Here is a 22,825-nt window from a genome sequence, read left to right on the forward strand (position 1 = left end):
CATGGACAGCACAACACTCCCCCAAACGCCCGGCAACCGGATCTCGCAGTACATTGCGCTGACCAAGCCGCGCGTCACGCAACTTGCCGTGTTCTGTGCCGTCATCGGCATGTTTCTGTCGACGCCCGGCATGGTGCCCTGGACGATTCTGATCGGCGGCACCGTCGGCATCTGGCTGCTCGCCGGAGCGGCGTTTGCAATCAACTGCCTCGTCGAACAAAAAATCGACGCGAAAATGCGGCGCACTTCGTGGCGTCCGTCGGCGCGCGGCGAAATCACCACTACGCAAATTCTGCTGTTCTCGGCCGTGCTCGGCGGCCTCGGCATGTGGACGCTGTACACGTTCGCCAATCCGCTGACCATGTGGCTCACGCTTGCCACGTTCGTCGGCTATGCCGTCATCTATACGTTGCTGCTCAAGCCGGCCACGCCACAGAACATCGTGATCGGCGGCGCGTCGGGTGCCATGCCGCCGGCGCTCGGCTGGGCCGCCGTCACCGGTCAGGTGCCGGGCGACGCGTGGATTCTCGTGCTGATCATTTTCGTATGGACGCCGCCGCACTTCTGGGCGCTCGCGTTGTACCGCCGCAAAGACTATGAAAACGCCGGCTTGCCGATGCTGCCGAACACGCACGGCGAAAAGTACACGCGGCTGCATATTCTGTTGTACACAGTAATTCTGTTCGCCGTCACGATGATGCCGTTCATCTCAGGCATGAGCGGCGTGGTGTACCTCGCGGCGGCTGTTGTGCTCGGCGCGGTGTTTCTCGCCTACGCGTGGAAGATCTACCTCGAGTACTCCGACAATCTGGCGCGCCGAACCTTCCGTTACTCAATCGTCTATCTGTCGCTGCTGTTTGCCGCGCTGCTGGTCGACCACTATGTGCGCGTTGTGATCGGCGCGTAATACCATGCTCAATACCCGCTTCGCGCGTGCGGCGCGTGCTGCTGTGATTGCCTGCGCGCTCGTCAGCGCGTTATTCGTGGCGGGCTGCGGCAAGCAGACGCCAGCGTTCCAGAACCTGGACCTCACCGGCAATACTCAGTTCGGGAGCAACTTTTCGTTGCCCGACACGTCCGGCAAGATTCGCACAATGGCGGATTACAAAGGCAAGGTCGTGGTGCTGTTTTTCGGCTACACACATTGCCCGGACGTTTGCCCCACCACGATGGCCGAGCTCTCGCAAGCGCTGCAGCAACTGGGCCCCGAAGACGCAAAGCGCGTTCAAGTACTGTTCGTCACCGTCGATCCCGAGCGCGACACTGACGCGCTGCTCGCGCAATACGTCCCAGCGTTTAATCCGACTTTCGTGGGCCTGCGCCCCGCTGACGAGGCGCAGCTCAAGAAAGTGGCGAAAGACTTCCGCGTCTACTACGCGAAGGTGCCCGGCAAGACCCCCGACAGCTACACGATGGACCATACGGCGGCGAGCTACGTGTTCGACCCCGAGGGCAAGCTACGCCTTTTCGCGCGCGACGGCCAAGGCGCCGCGCCTTGGGTACACGACATCGAGCTGCTGCTTGACTGACGCGGCGGCCGCTCATTCTCTAACGGATAAATGCGGCACGAACGCCGCAAGACTCGCACAAGAGCCGCACGAGAACTACACGCGAGCCGCACCAACTCAAGCCGGTATCGGCAGATTCAACCCCGGCGCAAGCCGTGTCGTCTTGAACTCGGTCACCTCGTAACGCGCGAGCTTCTGCACGGCGAACGGATCGGTTGCGAGGATCGCATCCAGCCTGTCGCGATCGATCCGCACCGCCAGGATGATGCCGCCGTCGCGCGGCACTTTCGGTCCCGCGACCACGAAGACACCTGCTTCGAAATGCGTCGTCAGGAACGCACGGTGCGCCTCGAGCGCGTCGTCGATGCGCTCGAGCGGGGCGGTATAGATAAGGTTGATGACATACATGGGCGTCCTCGCAGGTGATTGAACGTACCGCGGATACTCGCGGCAACGTTTCGAATTATCGGCCACAGCGTGGCTCTTCGCCGCGCAATCGCGCCGCGCATACCCATATGTGATTGCGATATTTCACATCTCGCACAGCATATGAGACGATTTACGGTCCAGCCGGCGGCGCGCTGTTATCCCGTTCTTACCTGCGTGTCATCAGTGCCTGCCTCCGGCTATCACCCGGATCTCATTGCAAACGATCCGATTAGAAACAGCGAGAATTACATGCAGCGCAGAAACATCCTCAAAGCCCTCTCCGCAGTAATCGCCGGCGCGGCGATCGTTACCAGTTTCGGCGCCCATGCCGACGACAAAGTCATCAAGGTCGGCACCATCGGCGGCCCGGACGCGCAGATCTGGGAAGTCGTCACCAAGGTGGCCAAGCGTGAAGGTCTGAACGTGAAGGTCGTCGAATTCAACGATTATGTGCAGCCGAACGCCGCGCTCGACGCCGGCGATCTCGACGCCAACAGCTTCCAGCATCAGCCGTATCTCGACAGCCAGATCAAGCAGCGCGGCTACAAGATCGTCAACGCGGGCCTCACCTACATCTCGCCGCTCGGCATCTACTCGAAGAAGCTGAAGTCGCTGAAGGATCTGCCGCAAGGGGCGAAGGTCGCCGTGCCGAACGATCCGTCCAACGAGAACCGCGCGCTGCTGCTTCTGCAGACGCAAGGCGTGATCAAGCTGAAGGCCGGTGCGGGCACGAACGGCAACAACGCGACGGCGCTCGACGTCGCTGAGAATCCGAAGAAGATCAAGCTGGTTGAACTCGATGCTGCGCAATTGCCGCGCTCGCTGGCCGATGTCGATGCAGCCGCGATCAACACGAATTTTGCGCTTTCCGCCGGTCTGCAGCCGACCAAAGACGCGATTGCGCTCGAAGACGTTCACAGCCCGTACGCGAACCTGATCGCGGTGCGCACTCAGGACAAGGACAAGCCGTGGGTGAAGAAGCTGGTTGCAGCGTATCAGTCGGAAGACGTGCGCCAGTTCATCAAGACGCAGTTCAAGGGGTCGGTGGTGCCGTCGTTCTAACGCGGCTTACAGTCCCAACTCCCATCGCTCGATCATCAGGTCCTTGCCGAAACGGCGCTCCGGCGCCGTGCTGACGAGCTCAAACCCGGCGCGCCTGCACAGGCGCCGCGGCTCTTCCAGCGCGCTGGCCGTGGTCAACGTCAGTCTCGTGTAACCCGCGCGCCGCGCGAACCGCGTTGCTTCGGTCATCAGGCGGGTGCCAATGCCAAGACGCAAGTCCGGTTCGACCCATAAGAGGCGCACGCCGGCCACCGTCGTCGACACTGCGACGATGCACACCGCGCCCACCACCGTGCCGTTCTGATCGGCGACGACACACGTTTCGCGAACGCTATCGTTGCGTTGCGTGTAGTCGGCGACCACGCGCGCAAGCAGCCCTTCGAACGATCCGTCCCAGCCATATTGCGCCGCGAACCACTGCGCTTGTCGATGCACGAGCCAGCCGCATTCGCCCGGGCGCGGCGCGCGCAGTTCAATGGCGTCCTGGCGTGGCTTGTCGCCGAGCAGCCTTTCGATAATGTTCATCGCGGCAATCAACTGCTCCTGTGAGGCCGCGCCGAGCCCGCCCAGCAGGTCCAGCACTTCCTGAACAGCCGCCGAGTCGAGCGGCGCATAGGCCGCGTGGCCGTTGGACGTCAGTTCGATCAGCGACTGGCGCGCGTCCGTCTCGGACGGCCGTCGCGTGATCAGATTGCGACGCTCGAAACTGGTGAGTAAGCGGCTCAGATAACCGCTGTCGAGTCCAAGCGCGCGGCCGAGCACCGACGCCGTCTGCGCACTTCCGCGCGACAGTTCGTGCAGCACGCGCACCTCCGTCAACGAGAACGTGCTGCGAGCCAGGCGCTCGTGCAGAGCGCCGATAAGCCGCGTGTAGAAGCGATTGAAATGGCGGACTGCCTGGGCCCGTCGCAGCGTCTCGGAATCGGTCAAATGCTGATCTCCGTTTTTTTATGGATTCGCATACCACTATATTGGAACGCGCCCTCATTAACAAAACCGCGCGCGCTCAGATGAACCGCTTGCGAATCTAAAAGGTACGAACGTGCACACTTCCAGACGTCACGAACTGGTTCGCAATTGGGTCTGCGGCACGCTTAACTTGTCTCGAATACGGGTAAATCCTGGGACCTCCAAACCGGCACAAAAACCGCGGTCGTTGGCCTGAGAGGCTTGTTCCGCAACGCTTTGCGCCCGGTCATACCGGCATAGAACCAGTTCGTTGACTGGTATTATGTTGGTTATATAATGGGCTCTCTTTTTTGCAGGTCGAACCTTTCGCCACTGCCGCCGGAGCGCCATGGAAACTCGCTGGTCCGCACTCATGCCTGACGCTCGCAACGTCACGCCGCTCTATTTGCAGCTCGCGCGCAATCTGGCGACCGCGATCCATTGCGGGGTGTGGTCGGCAGGTGAGGCGCTGCCTTCGGAGCGTACGCTGTCGGACGCAATCGGCGTGTCGCGCATTACCGCGCGCAAGGCAATCGAACTGCTGGTCGAGCAAGGGCTGATCCGGCGCGCGCGCGGCGCGGGCAGCTTCATCACGCCACGCGTCGAAGATCCGCTGTCGCGGCTCACCGGCTTCACCAAGAAGATGCAGCAGCGCGGCTTCCGACCGGACTCGGTGTGGCTCGAGCGCGATATCCGCGCCGCCAATCGGGAGGAACTGGTGCGGCTCGGTTTGTCGCCCGGCGCAGCGGTGGCGAGCCTGCGCCGGCTGCGCCGCGCGGACGGCATCGTGATGGCGGTCGAGCATTCGGCGCTTCCTGTCGCGATCGTTCCCGATCCGCAAGCAATCGGCGTCTCGCTCTATAGCTATCTGGAGCAACGCGGTGCGGCGGTTGTGCGCGCGTTGCAGCACTTTCGCGCGGTCAACGCTTCGAGCGAGATCGCTTCACTCATGGATATCGAACCCCGCTCGGCGCTGCTGGTCATTACCCGTATCGGTTATAGCGCCGACCAGCGCGCAATCGAATTGACGGACACCTATTGCCGCGACGACTACTACGACTTCGTCGCTGAATTGCGGACCTGAGCGCCGCATCCGAGTGGGCGCGTGGTTCGCACCCGCACGCCGCGCCCGCACGTCGCACCCTCAGCGCAATTCAGCCACGCCCTGCATCACGCCTTGCAAGAGAGACTCATGCTGACCGGAAACATACTCACCACCGACGGGTGGATTCACGGCACGCTCGAATACGAAAACGGCCGCATCACGACGCTCACCGGCGCGCGCGTCGATCCCGCGACGAACGACGCACCGTACATCCTTCCAGGCTTCATCGACCTGCACGTGCATGGCGGCGGCGGCGCGGACGTAATGGAAGCCGGCGACGCGATCGAAACCATCACGCGCACACATGCGCGCTACGGCACGACGAGTCTGCTGGCCACAACCATGACCGCACCGCGCGACGAACTGATGAGCGTGGTCGCCGGTCTCGGCGACGTCGCGCGGGTGCGCACGCCAGGCTGCTCGCGAGTGCTCGGCGTGCATCTGGAGGGGCCGTACATCAACCCCGGCAAGCTCGGCGCGCAGCCCGACGCAGCCGTCTCCGCTGTGATGGACGAAGTGCTCAAGTATCTGTCCATCGCGCCCATTCGCGTCGTCACGCTGGCGCCTGAAATTGCCGGCCACATGGACATCATCTCCGAGATGGCGGCGCGCGGCGTGCGCGTGCAGCTCGGCCATTCGCTCGGCACTTACGACGACGCCGTTGCCGCGCTCAAGCACGGCGCGTGCGGCTTCACTCATCTTTTCAATGCGATGTCGCCGCTGCATCACCGCAATCCTGGCCTCGTCGGCGCGGCGCTCGCGCATGCCGAATTCGCGGAAATCATTCCCGACTTGCTGCACGTGCATCCGGGCGCGATCCGCGCCGCACTGCGCGCGATTCCGCGTCTGTACGTGGTCACAGACAGCACGTCGGCGACCGGCATGCCCGACGGCGAATACCGTCTCGGCAGCCAACACGTGACGAAGTGTCTGGGCGGCGTGCGTCTCGCCGACGGAACGCTCGCCGGCAGCACCCTGACCATGGATCAGGCGCTGCGCAATCTGGTGTCGATCGGCCTGCCGATCGCCGATGTATCAAACCGTTTGTCGCGCTACGCCGCCGACTACCTCGGCATCGAAGACCGCGGCCGCATCGCGCGCGGTGCATGGGCCGACGTCGTCGTGTTCGATCGTGAACTGGCGTTGAGCGCGACATACGTCGAAGGAGAAGCAATTGTCGAATATGCTTAAAGAGGCGCTAGCGTCCGCAGAAACGGTCGCCGCGCAACTCACGGACACCTCGCGCGTCGAGGCCCTGGCCGCCCGGCTCGCACAGCAACCGCGCCATGTCGCGTTGACGGTCGCGCGCGGCAGTTCCGATCATGCGGCGAGTTACTTCGCAAGCCTGACGATGAGCCGCCTCGGCGTGCCCGTCGCGTCGCTGCCCATGTCGGTCGCGACGCTGCAACAGGCGCCGCTACAAGTTCGCGATCAGCTTGCACTGGCGTTCTCGCAATCGGGCAAGAGTCCTGACCTGGTCGGCACGATGCAGGCGCTGCGAGAGGCGGGCGCGTTGACCGTTGCCGCAGTGAATGCACTGGCTTCGCCGCTCGCCGACGCGTGCGAGTGGCATCTGCCGCTCGTTGCCGGTCCTGAACTGAGCGTTGCGGCCACCAAGAGCTACATCGCGATGCTCTCGACTTCCGCGCAACTGGTCGCGCATTGGCAGCGCGATGCGGAACTGCTGGCTGCATTGAATACGCTGCCCGACGCGTTGCAGACCGCCGGCAAGCTCGACTGGTCGAAGGCCGTCGACGAACTGCGCGGCATCGAACGCATGATCGTGATCGGACGCGGTCTCGGCCTTGCCATCGCGCAGGAAGCCGCGTTGAAGCTGAAGGAAACCTCCGGCATTCAGGCAGAAGCGTTTTCTAGCGCGGAAGTGCGGCACGGTCCGATGGAACTGATCGACCGCGACTACCCGTTGCTGGTGTTCGCTCCGCGCGGACCGGAGCAGGCGGGTCTCCTGCAACTCGCGCGCGACATGCAGGCGCGGGGCGCTCGCGTGTTGCTCGCCGCTCCGTCCGATGTACCGGAAGCGACGCTGCCGCTCGCTACCACCGCTCACGCGGCGCTCGATCCGATCGCCGCCATCCTGTCCTTTTACGTGATGGCCGCGGGCCTTGCCGCCGCGCGCGGGCGCAATCCCGATGCGCCGCGCCATCTCAACAAAGTCACCGAAACTCACTGACGAGAAATCAGATGCGACGTGTCGAGGAGTCCCGTTTAATGAGCCATTCTGAAGGCCATATTGTTTTGCTCGCGCCGATGACCGGTCCGGTCGTTCTGCTCGCGAACGTGCCCGACCCGGTATTTTCGGGCGGCATGTTCGGCGACGGGATCGGCGTCGATCCGCTCGAGGGCCGACTCGTCGCGCCATGCGAGGGAACCGTCACCCATCTTGCGCGCACCGGCCACGCCGTGACGCTGGCGACAGCGGAAGGCGCCGAGATTCTGCTGCATATCGGTATCGACACTGTCGAGCTGAATGGCAAAGGCTTTGCGCCGATGGTCGAGCAGGGCGCACACGTGCATGCCGGCGACGTGCTGATCGAGTTCGATCAGGATCAAATCGCCTTGCATGCGCCGAGCCTTGTTTCTGTCATCGCTATTGCCAACTCGGACGCGTTCGAAATCGTCGAGCGCGTGCAGGGCGGCATGCTAAAGGCGGGTGAAACGCCGCTGTTGTTGCTGCGTCCTCGCGACGGTGCAGCGGCCGACGCGTCGCGTCAGTTGAGCGCAACGAGCGTGACCGAAGAAGCGCGCGCGCAAGTCACACTGGTTCACGCGGGCGGCCTGCATGCGCGGCCGGCTGCGCGTGCTCGTGAAGCGGCACGCGGTTTCGATGCACGTGTCGAAGTGCGTTACGAAGGTCGCAAGGCGGCAATTGAAAGCGTGGTTGGACTGCTGGGACTCGGCGCAGGTCAAGGTGCGACTGTGGAGTTACTCGGTGTGGGTCCGCAAGCCCGAGCCGCTGTCGACGCGATTGTTCAGGAACTGACCCGCGAGGCGCACGGCGAAGTCGAAGAGAAGCCGGCGCGGCAAAGTTCGCCCGCACCGCAAACGGTGGCACCGGCCGCAGGCGAGGCTCTCGCGCCGAACACGCTCGCCGGTGTCTGTGCGGCGCCGGGTGTGGCTATCGGCAAGCTCGTGCGCTGGGACGACGCGGACATCGATCCGCCCGAACAGGCAAGCGGCACGTCGGCTGCGGAAAGCCGTCTGCTCGACAAGGCGATTGCGACCGTCGACGCCGACCTCGGCACGACGGTGCGCGACGCGTCGCAACGCGGCGCGGTCGGCGAGGCGGGTATTTTCGCGGTGCATCGTGTTTTGCTCGAAGACCCCACGCTGCTCGACGCCGCGCGCGATCTGATCAGTCTCGGCAAGAGCGCAGGCTTTGCGTGGCGCGAAGCGATCCGCGCACAGATAGCCATCCTTACCAATATTGAAGACGCATTGCTCGCCGAGCGTGCCGCCGATCTGCGCGACATCGAGAAGCGCGTGCTGCGTGCGCTCGGCTATACGAATGCCGCGGCGCGCACGCTCCCGGACGAAGCCGTGCTCGCCGCGGAAGAGTTCACGCCGTCCGATTTGTCCGCACTGGATCGCTCGCGCGTCACGGCTCTCGTGATGGCGCGCGGCGGTGCGACGTCGCATGCGGCGATTCTCGCGCGGCAGGCGGGCATTCCCGCGCTGGTGGCCGTCGGCGATGCGCTCTATGCGATTCCCGAAGGCACGCAGGTCGTGGTGAACGCGACCACCGGCCGCCTGGAATTTGCACCGACGGAGTTCGATGTAGAACGCGCGCGTCTCGAGCGCAGCCGCCTCGCGGGCGTGCGCGAAGCGAACCGCCGTACGTCGCAGCAAGCTGCGGTCACGGCGGATGGCCGCGCGATCGAAGTCGCCGCGAACATCGCGACGCTCGACGACGCGAAAACCGCCGTCGAAAACGGCGCCGACTCCGTGGGCCTGCTGCGTACCGAACTGCTATTCATTCACCGCGCAGCCGCGCCGACCACGGACGAGCATCGGCAAAGCTACCAAGGCATTGTCGACGCATTGAGCGGGCGCACGGCGATCATCCGCACGCTTGACGTCGGCGCGGACAAGGAAGTCGATTACCTCACGCTGCCGCCGGAGCCGAACCCCGCGCTCGGCTTGCGCGGCATTCGCCTCGCGCAGGTGCGCCCCGATCTGCTCGACGATCAGCTGCGCGGCCTGCTCGCCGTCAAGCCGTTCGGCGCCGTGCGCATTTTGCTGCCGATGGTGACCGATGTCGGCGAGCTGATCCAGATTCGCAAACGAATCGACGAATTCGCTCGCGAGCTGGGCCGCACCGAGCCGATCGAAGTCGGCGTGATGATCGAGGTGCCGTCGGCGGCGCTGCTGGCCGACCAACTGTCGCAACACGCGGACTTCCTGTCGATCGGCACCAATGACCTGACGCAATACACGCTTGCCATGGACCGCTGTCAGGCCGATCTCGCTGCGCAGGCCGACGGTCTGCATCCGGCTGTGCTGCGGCTGATCGCGGCCACCGTGCAAGGCGCGAACCGGCATGGCAAATGGGTCGGCGTATGCGGTGCGCTGGCGGGCGATCCGCTTGCGATGCCGCTGCTCGTCGGCCTCGGCGTGACCGAGCTTTCGGTGGACCCGGTTTCGGTGCCGGGCATCAAGGCGCGGGTGCGCAATCTCGATTATCAACTGTGCCGTCAACGCGCCCAGGATGCGCTGGCGCTCGAATCGGCGCAGGCGGTAAGAGCAGTAAGCCGCGAAACGTGGCCGTTGGACTGAACCCCGCACGGTACGCAACGCCACATAACTCAACGACGTCCGTCGACAACGAGACAAGGGATTGGAGGTATCAATGGATGGGAACCCGTTTCTGAAGATTCAGCGCCTGGGACGCGCGCTGATGCTGCCTATTGCGGTGCTGCCGGTTGCCGGCCTGCTGCTGCGCCTCGGCCAGCCCGATGTGTTCAACATCAAGATGATCGCCGACGCCGGCGGCGCGATCTTCGACAACCTGCCGCTGCTGTTCGCAATCGGCGTGGCGGTCGGTTTTGCGAAGGACAACAACGGCGTCGCGGGTCTCGCGGGCGCGATCGGTTATCTGATCGAAGTCGCGGTGATGAAGGACATCAACGACAAGCTCAACATGGGCGTGCTGTCCGGGATCGTGGCGGGTATCGTGGCCGGTTTGCTGTACAACCGCTACAAGGACATCAAGCTGCCCGACTACCTGGCGTTCTTCGGAGGGAAACGCTTCGTGCCGATCGTCACGGGCGTGGTCTGTCTCGCGCTCGGCATTGTGTTCGGCTATGTGTGGCAACCGGTGCAGAGCGTGATCGATACGGCCGGCCATTGGCTGACCACGGCGGGCGCGCTCGGCGCTTTCGTGTTCGGCGTGCTGAACCGGCTGCTGCTCGTTACGGGCTTGCATCACATCCTCAATTCGTTGACGTGGTTCGTGTTCGGCACGTTCACGCCGCCGGGCGGCGTCGCCGTGACCGGCGATCTGCATCGTTTCTTCGCCGGCGATCCGACCGCCGGAACGTTCATGACGGGCTTCTTCCCGGTCATGATGTTCGGCTTACCGGCCGCGTGTCTGGCGATGTTCCATGAAGCGCCGAAGGAGCGCCGCGCGGTCGTGGGCGGTCTGCTGTTCTCGATGGCGCTCACGTCGTTTCTGACGGGCGTCACGGAGCCGATCGAGTTCAGCTTCATGTTCCTCGCGCCGGTGCTGTACGTGATCCATGCGCTGTTGACGGGTCTTGCCCTCGCGATCTGTTCGGCACTCGGAATTCACCTCGGTTTCACGTTCTCCGCGGGCGCGATCGACTACGTGCTGAACTACGGCCTTTCGACGAAGGGCTGGCTGGCCATTCCGGTCGGCATTGCGTATTCGGTGGTGTACTACGGCCTGTTCCGCTTCTTCATCCGCAAGTTCAACATGGCGACGCCGGGCCGCGAACCGGCCGCTGCCGACGAGCAAGTCGATTCGTTCGCGGCTGGCGGTTTCGTTTCGCCTGCCGCCGGCGCTGCCGTGCCGCGCGCGCAGCGTTATATCGCGGCGCTGGGCGGCGCGTCGAATCTCTCGGTGGTGGATGCGTGCACGACGCGTCTGCGTCTGTCCGTCGTGGACTCGAGCAAGGTGTCGGAGAACGAACTGAAGACGATCGGCGCGCGTGGCGTGCTCAAGCGCGGCGCGACGAACGTGCAGGTCATTATCGGACCGGAAGCGGACATCATCGCTGATGAAATTCGGACTGCGATGGAGCGGGGCGGCAACGATGCCGCTGCGGTAAAGCCGGCTGCTTCGGCTGCTGCGCCAGCTGCGATTTCGGCTTCGGCTTCGGCGGCGGTGACCGCGGGTGGTGCGTCGCGTGCCCCAAGCGGTCCGCTCGATCCCGATCCATTGCGCTGGCTGGCGGTGTTCGGCGGCGCCGGCAACGTAAAGTCGCTCGACGCCGTCGCGACAACGCGTCTGCGTATCGTCGTGCGAGATCCGTCGGCAGTGGATCGTCAGCGTCTCGCGACGCTCGACACGGCGTGGGTCGCAGCGGATACGTTCCATATCGTCGTCGGCGATGCGGCGCGGCGTTACGCGGAAACACTGGCTACGCGCATGCCGGCCAGCGGCGGCGCAGCGCCTTTGCCTGCCTGATCGAACAAGCGTGGCGCGCAAAGCGCTTCAAGGCGCTTCATGCCACGACGTGATGCGGTAGCAGCAACTTAGCGGCCGAGCAGCCATCGCAATAAAAAAGCGGCACCTTGATTCGAGGTGCCGCTTTGCGTTTAGCGGCGCAATGCCGCTCAAGCTATTCGTCAGCGTGCTGTACGTTGAACCGTTTAGCATATCTGGCACGCGTGCCCGTCTTGTCGGGCAGCGCGGGAACATCGCATAAAAAAAGCCCCACCGTCTTGCGAGGCAGGGCTTGCGACTTCAGCGCTTCTTTCGGGCTAACCGGCCAGCACCACGCCGATGTAACCGTTGGCGAGCGTTACGCGTATTCGGTCAGCGCACCGCGCATCTTCTTCATTGCGCTAGCTTCGATCTGACGAATACGCTCAGCCGATACGCCGAACTCGTCGGCCAGTTCGTGCAGCGTCGAGCCGCCCGAACCGTCGTCTTCGACCTTCAGCCAGCGAGCTTCGATGATGCGGCGGCTGCGGGCGTCGAGCGCCTCCAGTGCCGTCGCGATACCGTCGCTTTGAAGCTTGTCGCGTTGACGCGAGGCCAGTACCGCGGTCGGCTCGCTGTGCGAGTCGGCGAGATACGCGATCGGCGCATACGACTCTTCGCCGTCTTCAACCTGGCCTTCCAGCGCGATGTCGCCGCCGGAGAGGCGCGTTTCCATCTCGGCCACTTCTTCGCGCTTGACGTTCAGCTCCTTGGCGAGACCTTCGATCTCGTCCGGCGTGAAAGCGCCCAAGCCTTGCTTATGGCTGCGCAGATTGAAGAACAGCTTGCGCTGCGCCTTGGTTGTGGCGACCTTCACCATGCGCCAGTTGCGCAGGATGTATTCGTGGATCTCGGCCTTGATCCAGTGCATGGCATACGACACGAGACGTACGTTCTGCTCGGGATCGAAGCGCTTCACGGCCTTCATCAGGCCGATATTGCCTTCCTGGATCAGGTCGGCGTGCGGCAGCCCATAGCCCAGATAGTTGCGCGCGATCGAGACGACCAGCCGCAGGTGCGACAGCACGAGGCGGCGTGCAGCCTCGAGGTTGTCGTGCTCGCGGAATTCTGTGGCGAACTGGCGTTCTTCTGCCGGCGTCAGCATCGGAATCCGATTTACGGCCTGGATGTAGGCGTCGATGTTGCCCAGTTGACCGGGCAGCAGGGAGGAATGCGAGAGCGCCAGCGCACCTGCCGGAGCGGCCTTAGCCGACGACGGGCTCAGAGTACTCGGAAGGGTCAATGCATGGCTCACGTTTAAAACTCCTTTGGAATCAGGCAAAAGCTTGTTCAGGTAACGACTCCAGCGTTGGATGTTAGCACTCTCGTTTTCCGAGTGCTAATACTTAGAGCTCATAGGGGCATCCAAGTTCCGTAATTTCCTATTGAATTTCAAGTTTCAATAGCCATCATACTCGCCTTTAAAGGCCAGCGCCGGTGCCGTAGGAATTACCTAACAAATTCCATTCATTCTCACTTTCGACCGATTTTTCCAAATTTTGATGTATGTAATTGCGGAAATTTAAGTTTCTTAATAGGATCCACCGACTTCAGATTGTCTTTAGAATACGCGGACTGTTACAGAATGTTCAACGTGCTGAGCTCGGGTATCAGATGGACAACAAAAAGAACGTCTTCCGTGGACAGGCTCTGAAAGCGGCATGCGCGGCTCTGCTGCTTACCCTTTCCGGCGTTGCTGCTGCCGATCAGTTCGGAATCCAGGTCACCGGGGCTGTCGGGGATCGCCATGTCAAAAAACTGGACCTCGGCTTGGTGTGGGACCCCAATCTAACGTGGTGGCAGATCGGCGACTGGCATTTCGCGCTGATCGGCGAGGCCCACGTGGCCTGGTGGCATACGAACGAAGGCAATGTGCATGAGAACATCGGCGAGATCGGTGTGACGCCTATCATTCGCTTCATTAAAGGATCGGGATCAATCCGGCCTTTCGTCGAGTTGGGCGCGGGCGTGCGCTTGCTGTCGAGCCCGAGAATTTCTTCGACCTTCACGCTGTCCACTGCGTTCCAGTTCGCCGATATGGCGGGCGTGGGCATGCAGTTCGGCGGCCATCAGCAGTATCAGGCGGGCTACCGCTTCCAGCATGTTTCGAATGGCGGTATCAAAGAGCCGAATCCTGGTATAAATTTCCACCAGCTATACCTGCAATATAACTTCTGACGACCGTGGCCGCGTCTGGCTCACCGGTGCAAGGGGCTGAGCAATGGCGGCAAAGACAATCGAGGCGATTCGCGGGCTGGAACGCGAACGCTTTCGCGCGATGGTCGACGGCGACGGTCAATCGCTCGACACGCTGCTCGCGGAGAACGTGAGCTACGTGCACACGAACGGCAAGCGCGAGACGAAGCGACAGTTCATCGACGGCATTACCGCAGGGCGCCGCCGCTACCGGCAGATCGAAGTGCAGTCGCAAGATGTGCTGGCGGTGGGCCGCGAAACTTGCGTCGTGACCGGCCGCGCGCTGATCGAGATGGAAGCGAATAGCGGTGCACTGCTTTTTCCCATTGCCTACACGGCGATCCACACGCAGGAAGACGGCCAGTGGCGCCTCATTGCATGGCAGGCGACGCGTTGCGCGATTGAGTGAGCCTTAGTGCGCGGGCGTTCTCGCGACGTCGGCGATCAACTCGACTTGCCTCTCTATCGCGCTCGGCGCCAGCGCCTCGCCGCGCAGCACGGCGCCGATCCATGCCGCTGTCGTCGCGGCGTCGCGCGCTTCGGGCAACTCGACCTGGGGTGCGTCGGGCGACGAGCGCTCATGCGGCACTCGCGTCTCGCAGACCCCGTCATGCAGCCAGTCCACCTGGACCTGACGCCGGGTGTCGGCCACGGCTTCGCCCTCCGTGCCCCGCGCGAGCAAGGCACCGCCGGCCGCCGCGTCGGGATGGGAGCTGAATAGCTGCGTGAGGCTGTCCCGATACGGGGGATGCGTGTAGTTCACGAGACGCAGTCCGGCGGGCGCGAACGGCTGGAGAATCTTGACGAGCGTATGCGTCGAATTGCGCACGCCCATGCGCCGGCGCAGCGCGAGCAGACGCGCGAGCTTTGGCGCGAGCACGTCGATCGGCGCAAATGCGAGACGGCGCTCTGCGAGGCCGTCTTCAATGTCGTCATGCGAGTTCGCGTGCGGTATCCGCAGGTGCGTGAAAATTTCAGCGCTTGTCACGCGGCCGGGATCGTCGGTAACGCCGTGCACGAGAACCGGCACCCCTTCACGCGCGAGCAGCAGCGCAAGCAGCGGCACGAGGTTCGGCTGCTTGCGTGCGCCGTTATAGCTGGGGATCGACACGGGCCGAAACTCGCCGGGCCGCAGATGAACCGGCTCGAACGACGCGTGGGCGCCAGCGAGCATCGCCGCGAGTTCGTCGGCGGTTTCGCCTTTGACACGATAAGCCAGCAGCACCGCGCCCAGCTCGAGTTCACCGACGCGGCCGTCGAGCATGGCGGTGTAGAGCGCGCGGGTATCTTCGGCGGTGAGCGCGCGGGCTCCATTCGGCCCGCGGCCGATTTCCTTGATGAAGCGGGCGCAGGGGAACGGGTTGGCGGTGTCGGTGAAGTCGGTCATGAGAGCAATTGACGTGCTGGCGTGCCGCCATCGGGCCGGCCGCCACGGTATTCAAGGGACGTTATCTGGTGTGAGTATCGCATCTATAGCCGTCTGGCGAGGCGTGGGCACTGGCGCGCCGCTGTCGCGAACCCGTGCCGGACTGGCGCGCGCCACCTTCTACCACGCGTTACACTCGCTGTTTTATCGCCGCACTGCGGCTCATATCGAAGAACGGAGAACCGGATGAGTTACGTATTTGCACCGGCACCGGTGGTCGGGGTGCCGATTGTTGGGTCCAGCGAGCAGTTCCCTGTGCGTCGCATTTATTGCGTCGGCCGCAACTACGAGGCGCATGCCCGCGAGATGGGGCACGATCCCGACCGCGAGCCGCCGTTTTTCTTCAGCAAGCCGGCGGATGCCGTCCTGTATGTCGCGCCGGGCGAGACCGGCGAATTCCCGTATCCGACGCTATCGAAAAACCTCCACTTCGAGATGGAGCTCGTCGCGGCGATCGGCAAAGGCGGCAAAAATATCTCCGCGGACAGCGCGCTGGATCACGTCTATGGCTACGCGCTCGGTCTCGACATGACGCGCCGGGACCTGCAGGCCGAGGCGAAGAAGCTGGGTCGTCCGTGGGACACCGCAAAGGGTTTCGATCACTCCGCGCCGCTTGGCCCGATTCATCCCGTGTCGAGCCTGGGCCACATCGGGAAGGGCGCGATCTGGCTGTCCGTGAACGGTGAAGAGAAGCAACGCTCGGACGTGTCGCAGCTCATCTGGTCGGTGGGCGAAACCATTGCCTACCTGTCGACGCTCTTCGAGTTGCAGCCGGGCGATCTGATTTTCACCGGCACGCCGGAAGGCGTCGGCGCGGTGGTCCAAGGCGATCTGATGAAAGGCGGCGTGGACGGACTGGGCGAATTCAGCGTGCGCGTCGTCTGAAATAGTCCTGGGAGGAGACAACCACATGAAGCTCTATAGCTATTTTCGCAGCTCGGCGTCGTATCGGGTGCGGATTGCGCTCAACCTGAAGAACCTGCCGTACGAGTATGTGCCGGTGCATCTCGTGCGAGACGGTGGCGAGCAGTTGAAGCCGGAATACCGCAAGGTCAACGTGGACGGCATCGTGCCCACGTTGATCGACGGCCATGAGGTGATGCCGCAGTCGCTCGCCATCATCGAATATCTCGAGGAAACGCATCCCGAGCCGCCGCTTCTGCCGAAGGCGCCCGCCGACCGTGCGTATGTGCGCTCGGTCGCGTTGCAGGTAGCGTGCGAAATTCATCCGCTAAACAATCTGCGGGTGCTGAAGTATCTGAAACACACGCTGCGCGTGGAGAACGACGCGAAAGACGCCTGGTACCGGCACTGGGTGGACACCGGCTTTGCGACGCTGGAGGCTCACCTTGCAGGCGACGCGCGCACCGGCAAGCTTTGTTTCGGCGACGAGCCGACACTCGCCGACGCGTGCCTGATCCCACAGGTGTTCAACGCGCAGCGCTTCAACGTCGATACGGCAAAATATCCGACCATACAGCGCATCTACGAGCACGCGATGCAAATCGACGCGTTTGCGCGCGCTGCGCCCGGCGTGCAGCCAGACGCCGAATGAGCCGCACGGCGTTGTCGGTGCAGAAAGGGCACTCCGAGGAGTGCCCTTTTTTTGGATTGCCGGCGAGGCGCCGGTGGTGGCGTGGCTTCGGCTTACCCGCCTAGCAACGCATCTGAGAACTCTTCAGCGCTGAAAGGCTGCAAATCCTCGACCTTTTCGCCAACGCCGATGAAGTACACCGGAATTGGTCGCTGCCGCGCGATGGCTGCAAGAATGCCGCCCTTGGCCGTACCGTCGAGCTTGGTGACGATCAGGCCGGTCAAGCCGAGCGCGTCGTCGAAAGCCTTGACCTGCGCAAGCGCGTTCTGCCCGGTATTGGCGTCGATGACGAGCAACACCTCGTGCGGCGCGCCGTCTTGCGCCTTGCCGATCACGCGCTTGACCTTGCGCAATTCCTCCATTAGATGCAACTGCGTAGGTAGACGGCCGGCCGTGTCCGCCATCATCACGTCGATCTTGCGCGCCCGCGCGGCACCGACCGCATCGAATATCACGGCCGCCGGATCGCCGCTTTCCTGCGACACCACGGTGACGTTGTTGCGTTGTCCCCAGATCGCCAACTGCTCGCGGGCGGCGGCGCGGAAGGTGTCGCCGGCGGCAAGCAACACCGACTGGTTAAAACTCTGCAGATGCTTGGCGAGCTTGCCGATGCTCGTCGTCTTGCCCGCGCCGTTGACGCCCGCGATCATCATGACGAGCGGCTGCGCGCGCCCGAGCATCAGCGAGCTTTCCAGCGGCTTGAGCAACTCGACCAGTAGCGCGCGCAGCGCCGTCTTGACCTGTTGCGGCTCCGTAAGACGCTCGGTGCGAACCTTCTCGCGCAGCGCTTCAAGCAGGAATTCGGTCGCGTCGACGCCCGCGTCGGACATGATCAGCGCGGTTTCCAGCTCTTCGTAAAGATCCTCGTCGATCTTGGTGCCGACGAAAATGCCGGTGAGACTCGAACTGGTCTTCGACAAGCCGGTTTTCAGACGAGTCAGCCACGAGCCTTTCGCGCTTGCATCCTGCAAGGGCGGAGGCACGATCTCGACGGTCTCGAGCGTCGATTCCTCGAAATCGGGTTGAGGCTGCGGTTCCGGCGAGGCGGCGGTCGGCGGCACAATGCTCGCCGGCGGGCTGGAAGTTGAAGCCGTCCCGGTGGTTGCAGGGACAGGAGGCGCGGCTGGCGCTTCTGTAGCCGGCTCGTCAATCAGCCCCTCAGGCGCGATTTGCGATTCGTCTGGCGCGTTTTCGGACTCTTTCGAACCCTTGAATCGTTTGAAAAAGCTGAACATGATCTGGCATGGTGAGAGCGCGCGCCGATGCGCGCAGCCGGTACAGCACCGGCGAAAGCGGCAGGCAGCGTTGCGATGCGGGATGCAAGGCGCTGGAAGCCGCACATTTTATCAGGCGCGCCGTCGCACGTCGTATAGGCCGAACGGCCAGGCTGGACGCGCCGCGCCCCTGTGGTAACGTTGGCGCTCCGGTCCGCTTGCTTCGACGCAGCGGACGCTTATATCAACGTAATCGAAACTGCATGCCCCGTTCAGCCACTTCCCGCGCCCATGGCGCTTCGTCCAAAGGCGGCAAGCCGCACGCCATCCGGATTATCGGCGGCGACTGGAAACGCACGCCGCTGCCCGTGCTCGACCTGGACGGCTTGCGCCCCACGCCGGACCGCGTCCGCGAAACGCTGTTCAACTGGCTCGGTCAACGTCTGGACGGTCAGCGCTGCCTCGATCTGTTTGCCGGCAGCGGCGCGCTCGGCTTCGAAGCGGCGTCGCGCGGCGCCGCACGCGTGCTGATGGTCGAGCGCAATGCGCGAGCGGCGACCCAGTTGCGGGCAAACCAGGAACGCCTCGCGGCGCGCATGATCGAAATTGCCGAGGCCGATGGTTTGCGCCTTGCGGCGAGCCTGCCGCCCGGTTCGTTCGACGTGGTATTCCTCGACCCGCCGTTTGGCACGGATGTGCTGGATAAAGCGCTCGCGCTGGCCGCTCCGCTCGTGAGCAACGACGGTTTCCTTTATGTGGAAGCTGGCGTGGCGATCGAGCCCGGCGCAAACGAAGCGCTTGCCGGATGGGAAATCGTGCGGCAAGGCAAGGCGGGCGCTGTCCACTTCCATTTGCTGCAGCGCGAAAATGAGGAATAATGCGCCTTCCATAACAAGCGCCGGACGGTTTGCCGTCACGCGCGCGGCCGGTGCCAAATGCGTCGCGTGGACGCTTTGACGTGCCCATCTGTCTGAAGAGAGGAGAAATCTCATGGTAGTCGCCGTGTACCCGGGCACGTTCGATCCGCTAACGCGCGGTCACGAAGACCTCGTTCGGCGCGCGTCGAGCATCTTCGACACGCTGGTGGTCGGCGTCGCCGACAGCCGCAACAAGAAGCCGTTCTTCACGCTGAAAGAGCGGCTTGATATCGCTCACGAAGTGCTGGGCCATTACCCGAATGTTCAGGTCATGAGCTTCAAAGGGCTGCTGAAGGACTTCGTTCGCAGCAATAACGCGCGAGTGATCGTGCGCGGACTGCGCGCGGTGTCCGACTTCGAATATGAGTTTCAGATGGCGGGCATGAACCGCTATCTGTTGCCGGACGTCGAAACCATGTTCATGACGCCGTCCGATCAATACCAGTTCATCTCGGGCACGATCGTGCGCGAGATCGCGCAGTTGGGCGGCGACGTGAGCAAGTTCGTTTTCCCGTCGGTCGAAAAATGGCTGAAGGAAAAGGTTGCGGCGTTGGACCCGGATAACGGTGCTCCGGCGGCGCAGCCGTAACCGGCGTAAACTGTCGGTATGACGGATCCAAGCCGGCTGCGGCCGGCGCGAAGGGAGAGAAGTATGGCCTTGATGATTACCGACGAGTGCATCAATTGCGACGTGTGCGAGCCCGAGTGCCCGAACGACGCGATTTCGATGGGCCCGGAAATCTACGTGATCGACCCGAAGAAGTGTACGGAGTGCGTCGGTCATTTCGACGAACCGCAGTGCATCCAGGTATGCCCGGTCGAGTGTATTCCGCGCGATCCCGAGTATCTCGAAACGCCGGAAGGCTTGATGGCGAAGTACCATGCACTGCAGGCGGCAAAGGGCGCGTGACGTTCTTGCGGTGGGAATGTGTAAAACGGCGAGGCGCGGGCCTCGCCGTTTTTTTTGCGCACGTCCAATCAGCCGATGTAAGCGCTGAATATGTCGCGCAATGCGTCGAGCAGAAGCCCGCACTCCGCGTCGGTACCGACCGAGATGCGCAGGTGCTGGTCGATTCTCGGCGCGTTGAAGCGGCGCACGAAAATTTCCCTTTCACGAAGGCGCAACACGAGCGTTGCCGCGTCGTACGCCTCGTGACGCGCAAACAGCAGATTGGCTGCGGACGGCACCACGTCGAAGCCTAGCGCCGTTAGCCCCGCGGCCAGCCGTTCGCGGCTTGCAATCACTTTTGCGCATGTGTCGCGAAACCACGCGTCGTCTTCGTAAGCCGCGCGGGCGGCGACTTGCGCGAGGCGGTCGAGCGGATAGGAGTTGAAGCTGTCTTTTACACGATTGAGCGCGTCGATTAGCTCCGCGTTGCCAAAGGCGAAGCCGACGCGCATGCCTGCCAGCGAGCGCGACTTGGACACTGTCTGCACGACGAGCAGATTCGGAAAGCGGTCTATCAGTCCGATCGCCGACTCGGCTCCGAAGTCGACATAGGCTTCGTCGATCACCGTAACGGAGTCGGCGTTTTTCGCTACCAGGCGCTCGATATCGGCGAGCGGCAACGGACGTCCAGTGGGCGCATTCGGGTTCGGAAACAGGATGCCACCGTTCGCAACGGCGTAGTCGTCGACGTTGATGGCGAAACTGTCGTCGAGCGGAATCGTCCTGTAGTCGACGTCGAAAAGCCTCGCGTACGTCGGATAGAAGCTGTACGTGATGTCAGGGAACAGCAAAGGTTTGTCGTGCTTTAGCAAAGCCTGGAAGGTGAGCGCAAGCACTTCATCCGAGCCGTTGCCCGCAAACACCTGATCGGCACGGATGCCGTGGTAGGCGGCAACTGTTTCGCGCAACTTGAGCGCGGTGGGGTCCGGGTAGCGGCGCAGCGACTCGCCTGCATCGGCGAGTTCCTGGCGAATCGCCTCGAGCACGCGGGGCGACGGAGGATAGGGATTTTCGTTGGTGTTCAGCTTGACCGGATGGGCGAGGAGGGGTTGCTCGCCCGGCACATACGGCGTCAGTCGGTGAACGATGTCACTCCAATATCGGCTCAAAGCACTCTCCTGTCCTTGCAAGGCGGTCGTTCGGGTCAGGGCTTAGCTGCTCGCCGAAGGCCGCGCTTTTTCAGCTGCTTCGGCCGGACAAAGCGTTTAGTCCTTCCCCACGCCGACAGCAGTTGTAAAGGCTCGACGACGGGCGCCGCCGCGCGCAACACCAGTCACGAATTGCGATGCAGTTGCATCATCGCGCGTTCAAGCTCGCCTTTGATGATCTGCGGCATGACCGCCAACGCGCGCTCGATGGACGCGTCGATCACGTCCTGCTCTTCACGCCGCGGCGGTTTCAGCACGTAGTTCGCGACGTCGGGCTTGGCGCCGGCACGCGCGCTTTCAGGAATCAGGTCGCGTGGATGCCCGATGCCGATGCGCAGCCGCCAATATTGCTGCGACGACAGGTGCGCCGTGATGTCCTTCAAGCCGTTATGTCCGCCGCTGCCGCCGCCGAGCTTCAGCTTCACGCTGCCGGGCGGCATGTCGAGCTCGTCGTGCGCGACCAGGATTTCGTCCGGAAGAATCTTGAAGAATTGCGCCACCGCGACGACAGACTGACCAGAGCGGTTCATATAAGTCTGCGGCTGCAGCAGGTGCACTTCCTCGCCGTGGAGTCGCGCCTTCGCATAAAAGCCGTGGAAGCGCCGCTCGTCGCGCAGCGTCGTGCCCGCCTCGCGCGCCAGTTGATCCACCAGCCAGAAGCCGGCGTTATGGCGCGTCGCAGTGTATTCGGCGCCCGGATTGCCGAGGCCGACGATCAGCTTGATCATGATTGCGTGGGTCCATCTGGCCCGCAAGCGAAACGCGGCCGGGCCGAAATAACCGAAAAAAAACCCGCCGGGGCGAACCTCGGCGGGTCACATCGATCGTCTCATTGAAACGAATCGAGAGGATTACTTGCTCACTGCGCGAAGCGCACTTAAGCAGCCGGCGTTTCGCCTTCACCAGCAGCGGCGTCGCTTTCGGACACTGCGCCAGCCGGGATCGTTGCAGCAGCGACCACCGGGTTTTCTGCTTCGAGGTGAGCAACCAGCGACACGCCTGCCGGCAGCGGGATGTCCTTAGCGTGAACCGATTGACCGGCTTCGATCTTGGCCAGGTCGACTTCAATGAATTCAGGCAGTGCCGACGGCAGGCACTCGATTTCCAGTTCATTGACGACGTGCGAGATCACCGCGCTCGCCAGCTTCACTGCGGGGTTGCTTTCCTGGTTCAGGAAGTGCAGCGGCACCTTGGTGTGCAGCTTCTTCGATGCGTCGACACGTTGGAAGTCCACGTGCAGCACGAGCTGACGGAACGGGTGGTATTGCACGTCGCGCAGCAGAACCTGTTGCGACTTGCCACCGACTTCCAGATCGAGGATCGACGAGTGGAAAACTTCTTTCTTCAGCGCGTGCCACAGCGCGTTGTGGTCCAGTTCGACCAATTGCGTTTCAGCACCAGCGCCATATACGATGCCCGGGGTCTTGCCCGAGTTACGCAGGCGGCGGCTCGCACCCGTACCTTGCAAAGAACGCTCGAAAGCGACAACTTTCATTTTGAATCTCCAATGCACTGCCCGCGACCAGGCAGTAAAAACGGGGCCCGCAAGCCGTTATGGCTGAGGCCCCAGAGCTGCGGCATGAACCTTCGTTCGTTCACGCCGATTGTGCAAAAGCGCGCGTGTCGCATAAAGCGATACACCGC

General features: G+C 63.0%; 23 protein-coding genes. 15 read left to right on the top strand and 8 right to left on the bottom strand.

The window, feature by feature from the left end; genetic code table 11:
- Position 1 precedes the first annotated feature (1 nt).
- Entirely contained in the window at positions 2 to 907 is a 906-nt protein-coding gene (gene cyoE / locus RW095_RS36765; RefSeq protein ID WP_317020621.1) for a heme o synthase, read from the top strand.
- 4 nt (positions 908 to 911) lie between these two features.
- On the top strand, positions 912 to 1,529 hold the full coding sequence (locus RW095_RS36770; protein ID WP_317020622.1) for an SCO family protein: 618 nt from the start codon (positions 912 to 914) through the stop codon (positions 1,527 to 1,529).
- 96 nt (positions 1,530 to 1,625) lie between these two features.
- Here the strand turns inward: RW095_RS36770 and RW095_RS36775 are convergent, their stop codons facing one another.
- Positions 1,626 to 1,916, bottom strand: a complete 291-nt coding sequence (locus tag RW095_RS36775; RefSeq protein ID WP_317020623.1) for a YciI family protein — start codon at positions 1,914 to 1,916, stop codon at positions 1,626 to 1,628.
- Positions 1,917 to 2,186: 270 nt separating this feature from the next.
- On the opposite strand from RW095_RS36775, the gene RW095_RS36780 reads away from it, so the two are divergent.
- Positions 2,187 to 2,999: a MetQ/NlpA family ABC transporter substrate-binding protein gene (locus RW095_RS36780; protein WP_317020624.1), complete on the top strand. Its 813-nt coding sequence runs from the start codon at positions 2,187 to 2,189 to the stop codon at positions 2,997 to 2,999.
- Positions 3,000 to 3,005: 6 nt separating this feature from the next.
- On the opposite strand, the gene RW095_RS36785 is transcribed toward RW095_RS36780, so the two are convergent.
- Complete coding sequence (locus tag RW095_RS36785) at positions 3,006 to 3,929, bottom strand: bifunctional helix-turn-helix transcriptional regulator/GNAT family N-acetyltransferase (RefSeq protein ID WP_317020625.1); 924 nt, start codon at positions 3,927 to 3,929, stop codon at positions 3,006 to 3,008.
- Positions 3,930 to 4,296: 367 nt separating this feature from the next.
- Between RW095_RS36785 and RW095_RS36790 the strand changes: the two genes are divergently transcribed.
- From RW095_RS36790 to nagE, 5 genes are all read left to right on the top strand, one after another.
- Positions 4,297 to 5,031 (top strand): GntR family transcriptional regulator, encoded by a 735-nt coding sequence (locus tag RW095_RS36790; RefSeq protein WP_020067018.1) that lies wholly within the window; start codon positions 4,297 to 4,299, stop codon positions 5,029 to 5,031.
- Between the two features lie 108 nt (positions 5,032 to 5,139).
- The gene (nagA, locus tag RW095_RS36795) at positions 5,140 to 6,243 is read left to right on the top strand and encodes an N-acetylglucosamine-6-phosphate deacetylase (RefSeq protein ID WP_317020626.1); all 1,104 of its coding nucleotides are present in this window, start codon (positions 5,140 to 5,142) and stop codon (positions 6,241 to 6,243) included.
- Positions 6,236 to 7,243 carry an SIS domain-containing protein gene (locus tag RW095_RS36800; RefSeq protein ID WP_317022795.1) on the top strand — a complete coding sequence of 336 codons (1,008 nt, stop codon included), beginning with the start codon at positions 6,236 to 6,238 and terminating at the stop codon, positions 7,241 to 7,243. Before nagA ends, RW095_RS36800 begins: the two co-directional genes overlap by 8 nt.
- An 11-nt stretch (positions 7,244 to 7,254) precedes the next feature.
- On the top strand, positions 7,255 to 9,846 hold the full coding sequence (gene ptsP / locus RW095_RS36805; RefSeq protein ID WP_317020627.1) for a phosphoenolpyruvate--protein phosphotransferase: 2,592 nt from the start codon (positions 7,255 to 7,257) through the stop codon (positions 9,844 to 9,846).
- Positions 9,847 to 9,919: 73 nt separating this feature from the next.
- Positions 9,920 to 11,719 carry an N-acetylglucosamine-specific PTS transporter subunit IIBC gene (gene nagE, locus RW095_RS36810; protein ID WP_317020628.1) on the top strand — a complete coding sequence of 600 codons (1,800 nt, stop codon included), beginning with the start codon at positions 9,920 to 9,922 and terminating at the stop codon, positions 11,717 to 11,719.
- Positions 11,720 to 12,056: 337 nt separating this feature from the next.
- Here nagE and rpoH read toward each other — a convergent pair whose 3' ends face one another.
- Positions 12,057 to 12,992: an RNA polymerase sigma factor RpoH gene (rpoH, locus tag RW095_RS36815; protein WP_020067013.1), complete on the bottom strand. Its 936-nt coding sequence runs from the start codon at positions 12,990 to 12,992 to the stop codon at positions 12,057 to 12,059.
- Positions 12,993 to 13,351: 359 nt separating this feature from the next.
- Here rpoH and RW095_RS36820 point away from each other — a divergent pair, with 359 nt between their 5' ends.
- A complete protein-coding gene (locus RW095_RS36820) occupies positions 13,352 to 13,915 on the top strand; it encodes an acyloxyacyl hydrolase (protein WP_317020629.1) in 564 nt (187 codons plus the stop codon).
- Between the two features lie 43 nt (positions 13,916 to 13,958).
- Positions 13,959 to 14,342 (top strand): nuclear transport factor 2 family protein, encoded by a 384-nt coding sequence (locus RW095_RS36825; RefSeq protein ID WP_317020630.1) that lies wholly within the window; start codon positions 13,959 to 13,961, stop codon positions 14,340 to 14,342.
- A 3-nt stretch (positions 14,343 to 14,345) separates the two neighbouring features.
- Here the strand turns inward: RW095_RS36825 and ybiB are convergent, their stop codons facing one another.
- Positions 14,346 to 15,320, bottom strand: coding sequence for a DNA-binding protein YbiB (gene ybiB, locus RW095_RS36830; protein ID WP_317020631.1), 975 nt, complete (start codon positions 15,318 to 15,320; stop codon positions 14,346 to 14,348).
- 225 nt (positions 15,321 to 15,545) lie between these two features.
- Here ybiB and RW095_RS36835 point away from each other — a divergent pair, with 225 nt between their 5' ends.
- On the top strand, positions 15,546 to 16,244 hold the full coding sequence (locus RW095_RS36835; protein WP_317020632.1) for a fumarylacetoacetate hydrolase family protein: 699 nt from the start codon (positions 15,546 to 15,548) through the stop codon (positions 16,242 to 16,244).
- A 25-nt stretch (positions 16,245 to 16,269) separates the two neighbouring features.
- Positions 16,270 to 16,914 (top strand): maleylacetoacetate isomerase, encoded by a 645-nt coding sequence (maiA, locus tag RW095_RS36840; protein WP_317020633.1) that lies wholly within the window; start codon positions 16,270 to 16,272, stop codon positions 16,912 to 16,914.
- A 92-nt stretch (positions 16,915 to 17,006) separates the two neighbouring features.
- On the opposite strand, the gene ftsY is transcribed toward maiA, so the two are convergent.
- Positions 17,007 to 18,188 (bottom strand): signal recognition particle-docking protein FtsY, encoded by a 1,182-nt coding sequence (ftsY, locus tag RW095_RS36845; RefSeq protein WP_317020634.1) that lies wholly within the window; start codon positions 18,186 to 18,188, stop codon positions 17,007 to 17,009.
- A gap of 242 nt (positions 18,189 to 18,430) precedes the next feature.
- Here ftsY and rsmD point away from each other — a divergent pair, with 242 nt between their 5' ends.
- The 3 genes from rsmD to RW095_RS36860 all read left to right on the top strand — a co-directional run bounded on the left by rsmD (position 18,431) and on the right by RW095_RS36860 (position 19,994).
- Positions 18,431 to 19,045, top strand: coding sequence for a 16S rRNA (guanine(966)-N(2))-methyltransferase RsmD (rsmD, locus tag RW095_RS36850; RefSeq protein WP_317020635.1), 615 nt, complete (start codon positions 18,431 to 18,433; stop codon positions 19,043 to 19,045).
- Positions 19,046 to 19,157: 112 nt separating this feature from the next.
- Positions 19,158 to 19,673 (top strand): pantetheine-phosphate adenylyltransferase, encoded by a 516-nt coding sequence (coaD, locus tag RW095_RS36855; RefSeq protein ID WP_288824630.1) that lies wholly within the window; start codon positions 19,158 to 19,160, stop codon positions 19,671 to 19,673.
- 63 nt (positions 19,674 to 19,736) lie between these two features.
- Positions 19,737 to 19,994, top strand: a complete 258-nt coding sequence (locus RW095_RS36860; RefSeq protein ID WP_317020636.1) for a YfhL family 4Fe-4S dicluster ferredoxin — start codon at positions 19,737 to 19,739, stop codon at positions 19,992 to 19,994.
- 68 nt (positions 19,995 to 20,062) lie between these two features.
- Here the strand turns inward: RW095_RS36860 and hisC are convergent, their stop codons facing one another.
- The 3 genes from hisC to RW095_RS36875 form a co-directional block, all read right to left on the bottom strand.
- Entirely contained in the window at positions 20,063 to 21,142 is a 1,080-nt protein-coding gene (hisC, locus tag RW095_RS36865; RefSeq protein WP_317020637.1) for a histidinol-phosphate transaminase, read from the bottom strand.
- Positions 21,143 to 21,306: 164 nt separating this feature from the next.
- Positions 21,307 to 21,909 carry an aminoacyl-tRNA hydrolase gene (gene pth, locus RW095_RS36870; RefSeq protein WP_317020638.1) on the bottom strand — a complete coding sequence of 201 codons (603 nt, stop codon included), beginning with the start codon at positions 21,907 to 21,909 and terminating at the stop codon, positions 21,307 to 21,309.
- A gap of 149 nt (positions 21,910 to 22,058) precedes the next feature.
- On the bottom strand, positions 22,059 to 22,676 hold the full coding sequence (locus RW095_RS36875) for a 50S ribosomal protein L25/general stress protein Ctc (protein ID WP_128587852.1): 618 nt from the start codon (positions 22,674 to 22,676) through the stop codon (positions 22,059 to 22,061).
- Positions 22,677 to 22,825 lie beyond the last annotated feature (149 nt).

The organism is Paraburkholderia kirstenboschensis (assembly GCF_032806925.1).
GTDB classification, from domain to species: domain Bacteria; phylum Pseudomonadota; class Gammaproteobacteria; order Burkholderiales; family Burkholderiaceae; genus Paraburkholderia; species Paraburkholderia kirstenboschensis.

Coding starts and splice junctions, on each gene's coding strand:
- RW095_RS36770 (WP_317020622.1), top strand. CDS start 912: ATGCTCAATACCCGCTTCGCGCGTGCGGCGCGTGCTGCTGTGATTGCC.
- RW095_RS36820 (WP_317020629.1), top strand. CDS start 13,352: ATGGACAACAAAAAGAACGTCTTCCGTGGACAGGCTCTGAAAGCGGCA.
- RW095_RS36860 (WP_317020636.1), top strand. CDS start 19,737: ATGGCCTTGATGATTACCGACGAGTGCATCAATTGCGACGTGTGCGAG.
- nagA (WP_317020626.1), top strand. CDS start 5,140: ATGCTGACCGGAAACATACTCACCACCGACGGGTGGATTCACGGCACG.
- maiA (WP_317020633.1), top strand. CDS start 16,270: ATGAAGCTCTATAGCTATTTTCGCAGCTCGGCGTCGTATCGGGTGCGG.
- RW095_RS36790 (WP_020067018.1), top strand. CDS start 4,297: ATGGAAACTCGCTGGTCCGCACTCATGCCTGACGCTCGCAACGTCACG.
- RW095_RS36780 (WP_317020624.1), top strand. CDS start 2,187: ATGCAGCGCAGAAACATCCTCAAAGCCCTCTCCGCAGTAATCGCCGGC.
- RW095_RS36825 (WP_317020630.1), top strand. CDS start 13,959: ATGGCGGCAAAGACAATCGAGGCGATTCGCGGGCTGGAACGCGAACGC.
- pth (WP_317020638.1), bottom strand. CDS start 21,909: ATGATCAAGCTGATCGTCGGCCTCGGCAATCCGGGCGCCGAATACACT.
- rsmD (WP_317020635.1), top strand. CDS start 18,431: ATGCCCCGTTCAGCCACTTCCCGCGCCCATGGCGCTTCGTCCAAAGGC.
- nagE (WP_317020628.1), top strand. CDS start 9,920: ATGGATGGGAACCCGTTTCTGAAGATTCAGCGCCTGGGACGCGCGCTG.
- ybiB (WP_317020631.1), bottom strand. CDS start 15,320: ATGACCGACTTCACCGACACCGCCAACCCGTTCCCCTGCGCCCGCTTC.
- cyoE (WP_317020621.1), top strand. CDS start 2: ATGGACAGCACAACACTCCCCCAAACGCCCGGCAACCGGATCTCGCAG.
- RW095_RS36835 (WP_317020632.1), top strand. CDS start 15,546: ATGAGTTACGTATTTGCACCGGCACCGGTGGTCGGGGTGCCGATTGTT.
- ftsY (WP_317020634.1), bottom strand. CDS start 18,188: ATGTTCAGCTTTTTCAAACGATTCAAGGGTTCGAAAGAGTCCGAAAAC.
- coaD (WP_288824630.1), top strand. CDS start 19,158: ATGGTAGTCGCCGTGTACCCGGGCACGTTCGATCCGCTAACGCGCGGT.
- RW095_RS36875 (WP_128587852.1), bottom strand. CDS start 22,676: ATGAAAGTTGTCGCTTTCGAGCGTTCTTTGCAAGGTACGGGTGCGAGC.
- RW095_RS36775 (WP_317020623.1), bottom strand. CDS start 1,916: ATGTATGTCATCAACCTTATCTATACCGCCCCGCTCGAGCGCATCGAC.
- ptsP (WP_317020627.1), top strand. CDS start 7,255: ATGCGACGTGTCGAGGAGTCCCGTTTAATGAGCCATTCTGAAGGCCAT.
- RW095_RS36800 (WP_317022795.1), top strand. CDS start 6,236: ATGCTTAAAGAGGCGCTAGCGTCCGCAGAAACGGTCGCCGCGCAACTC.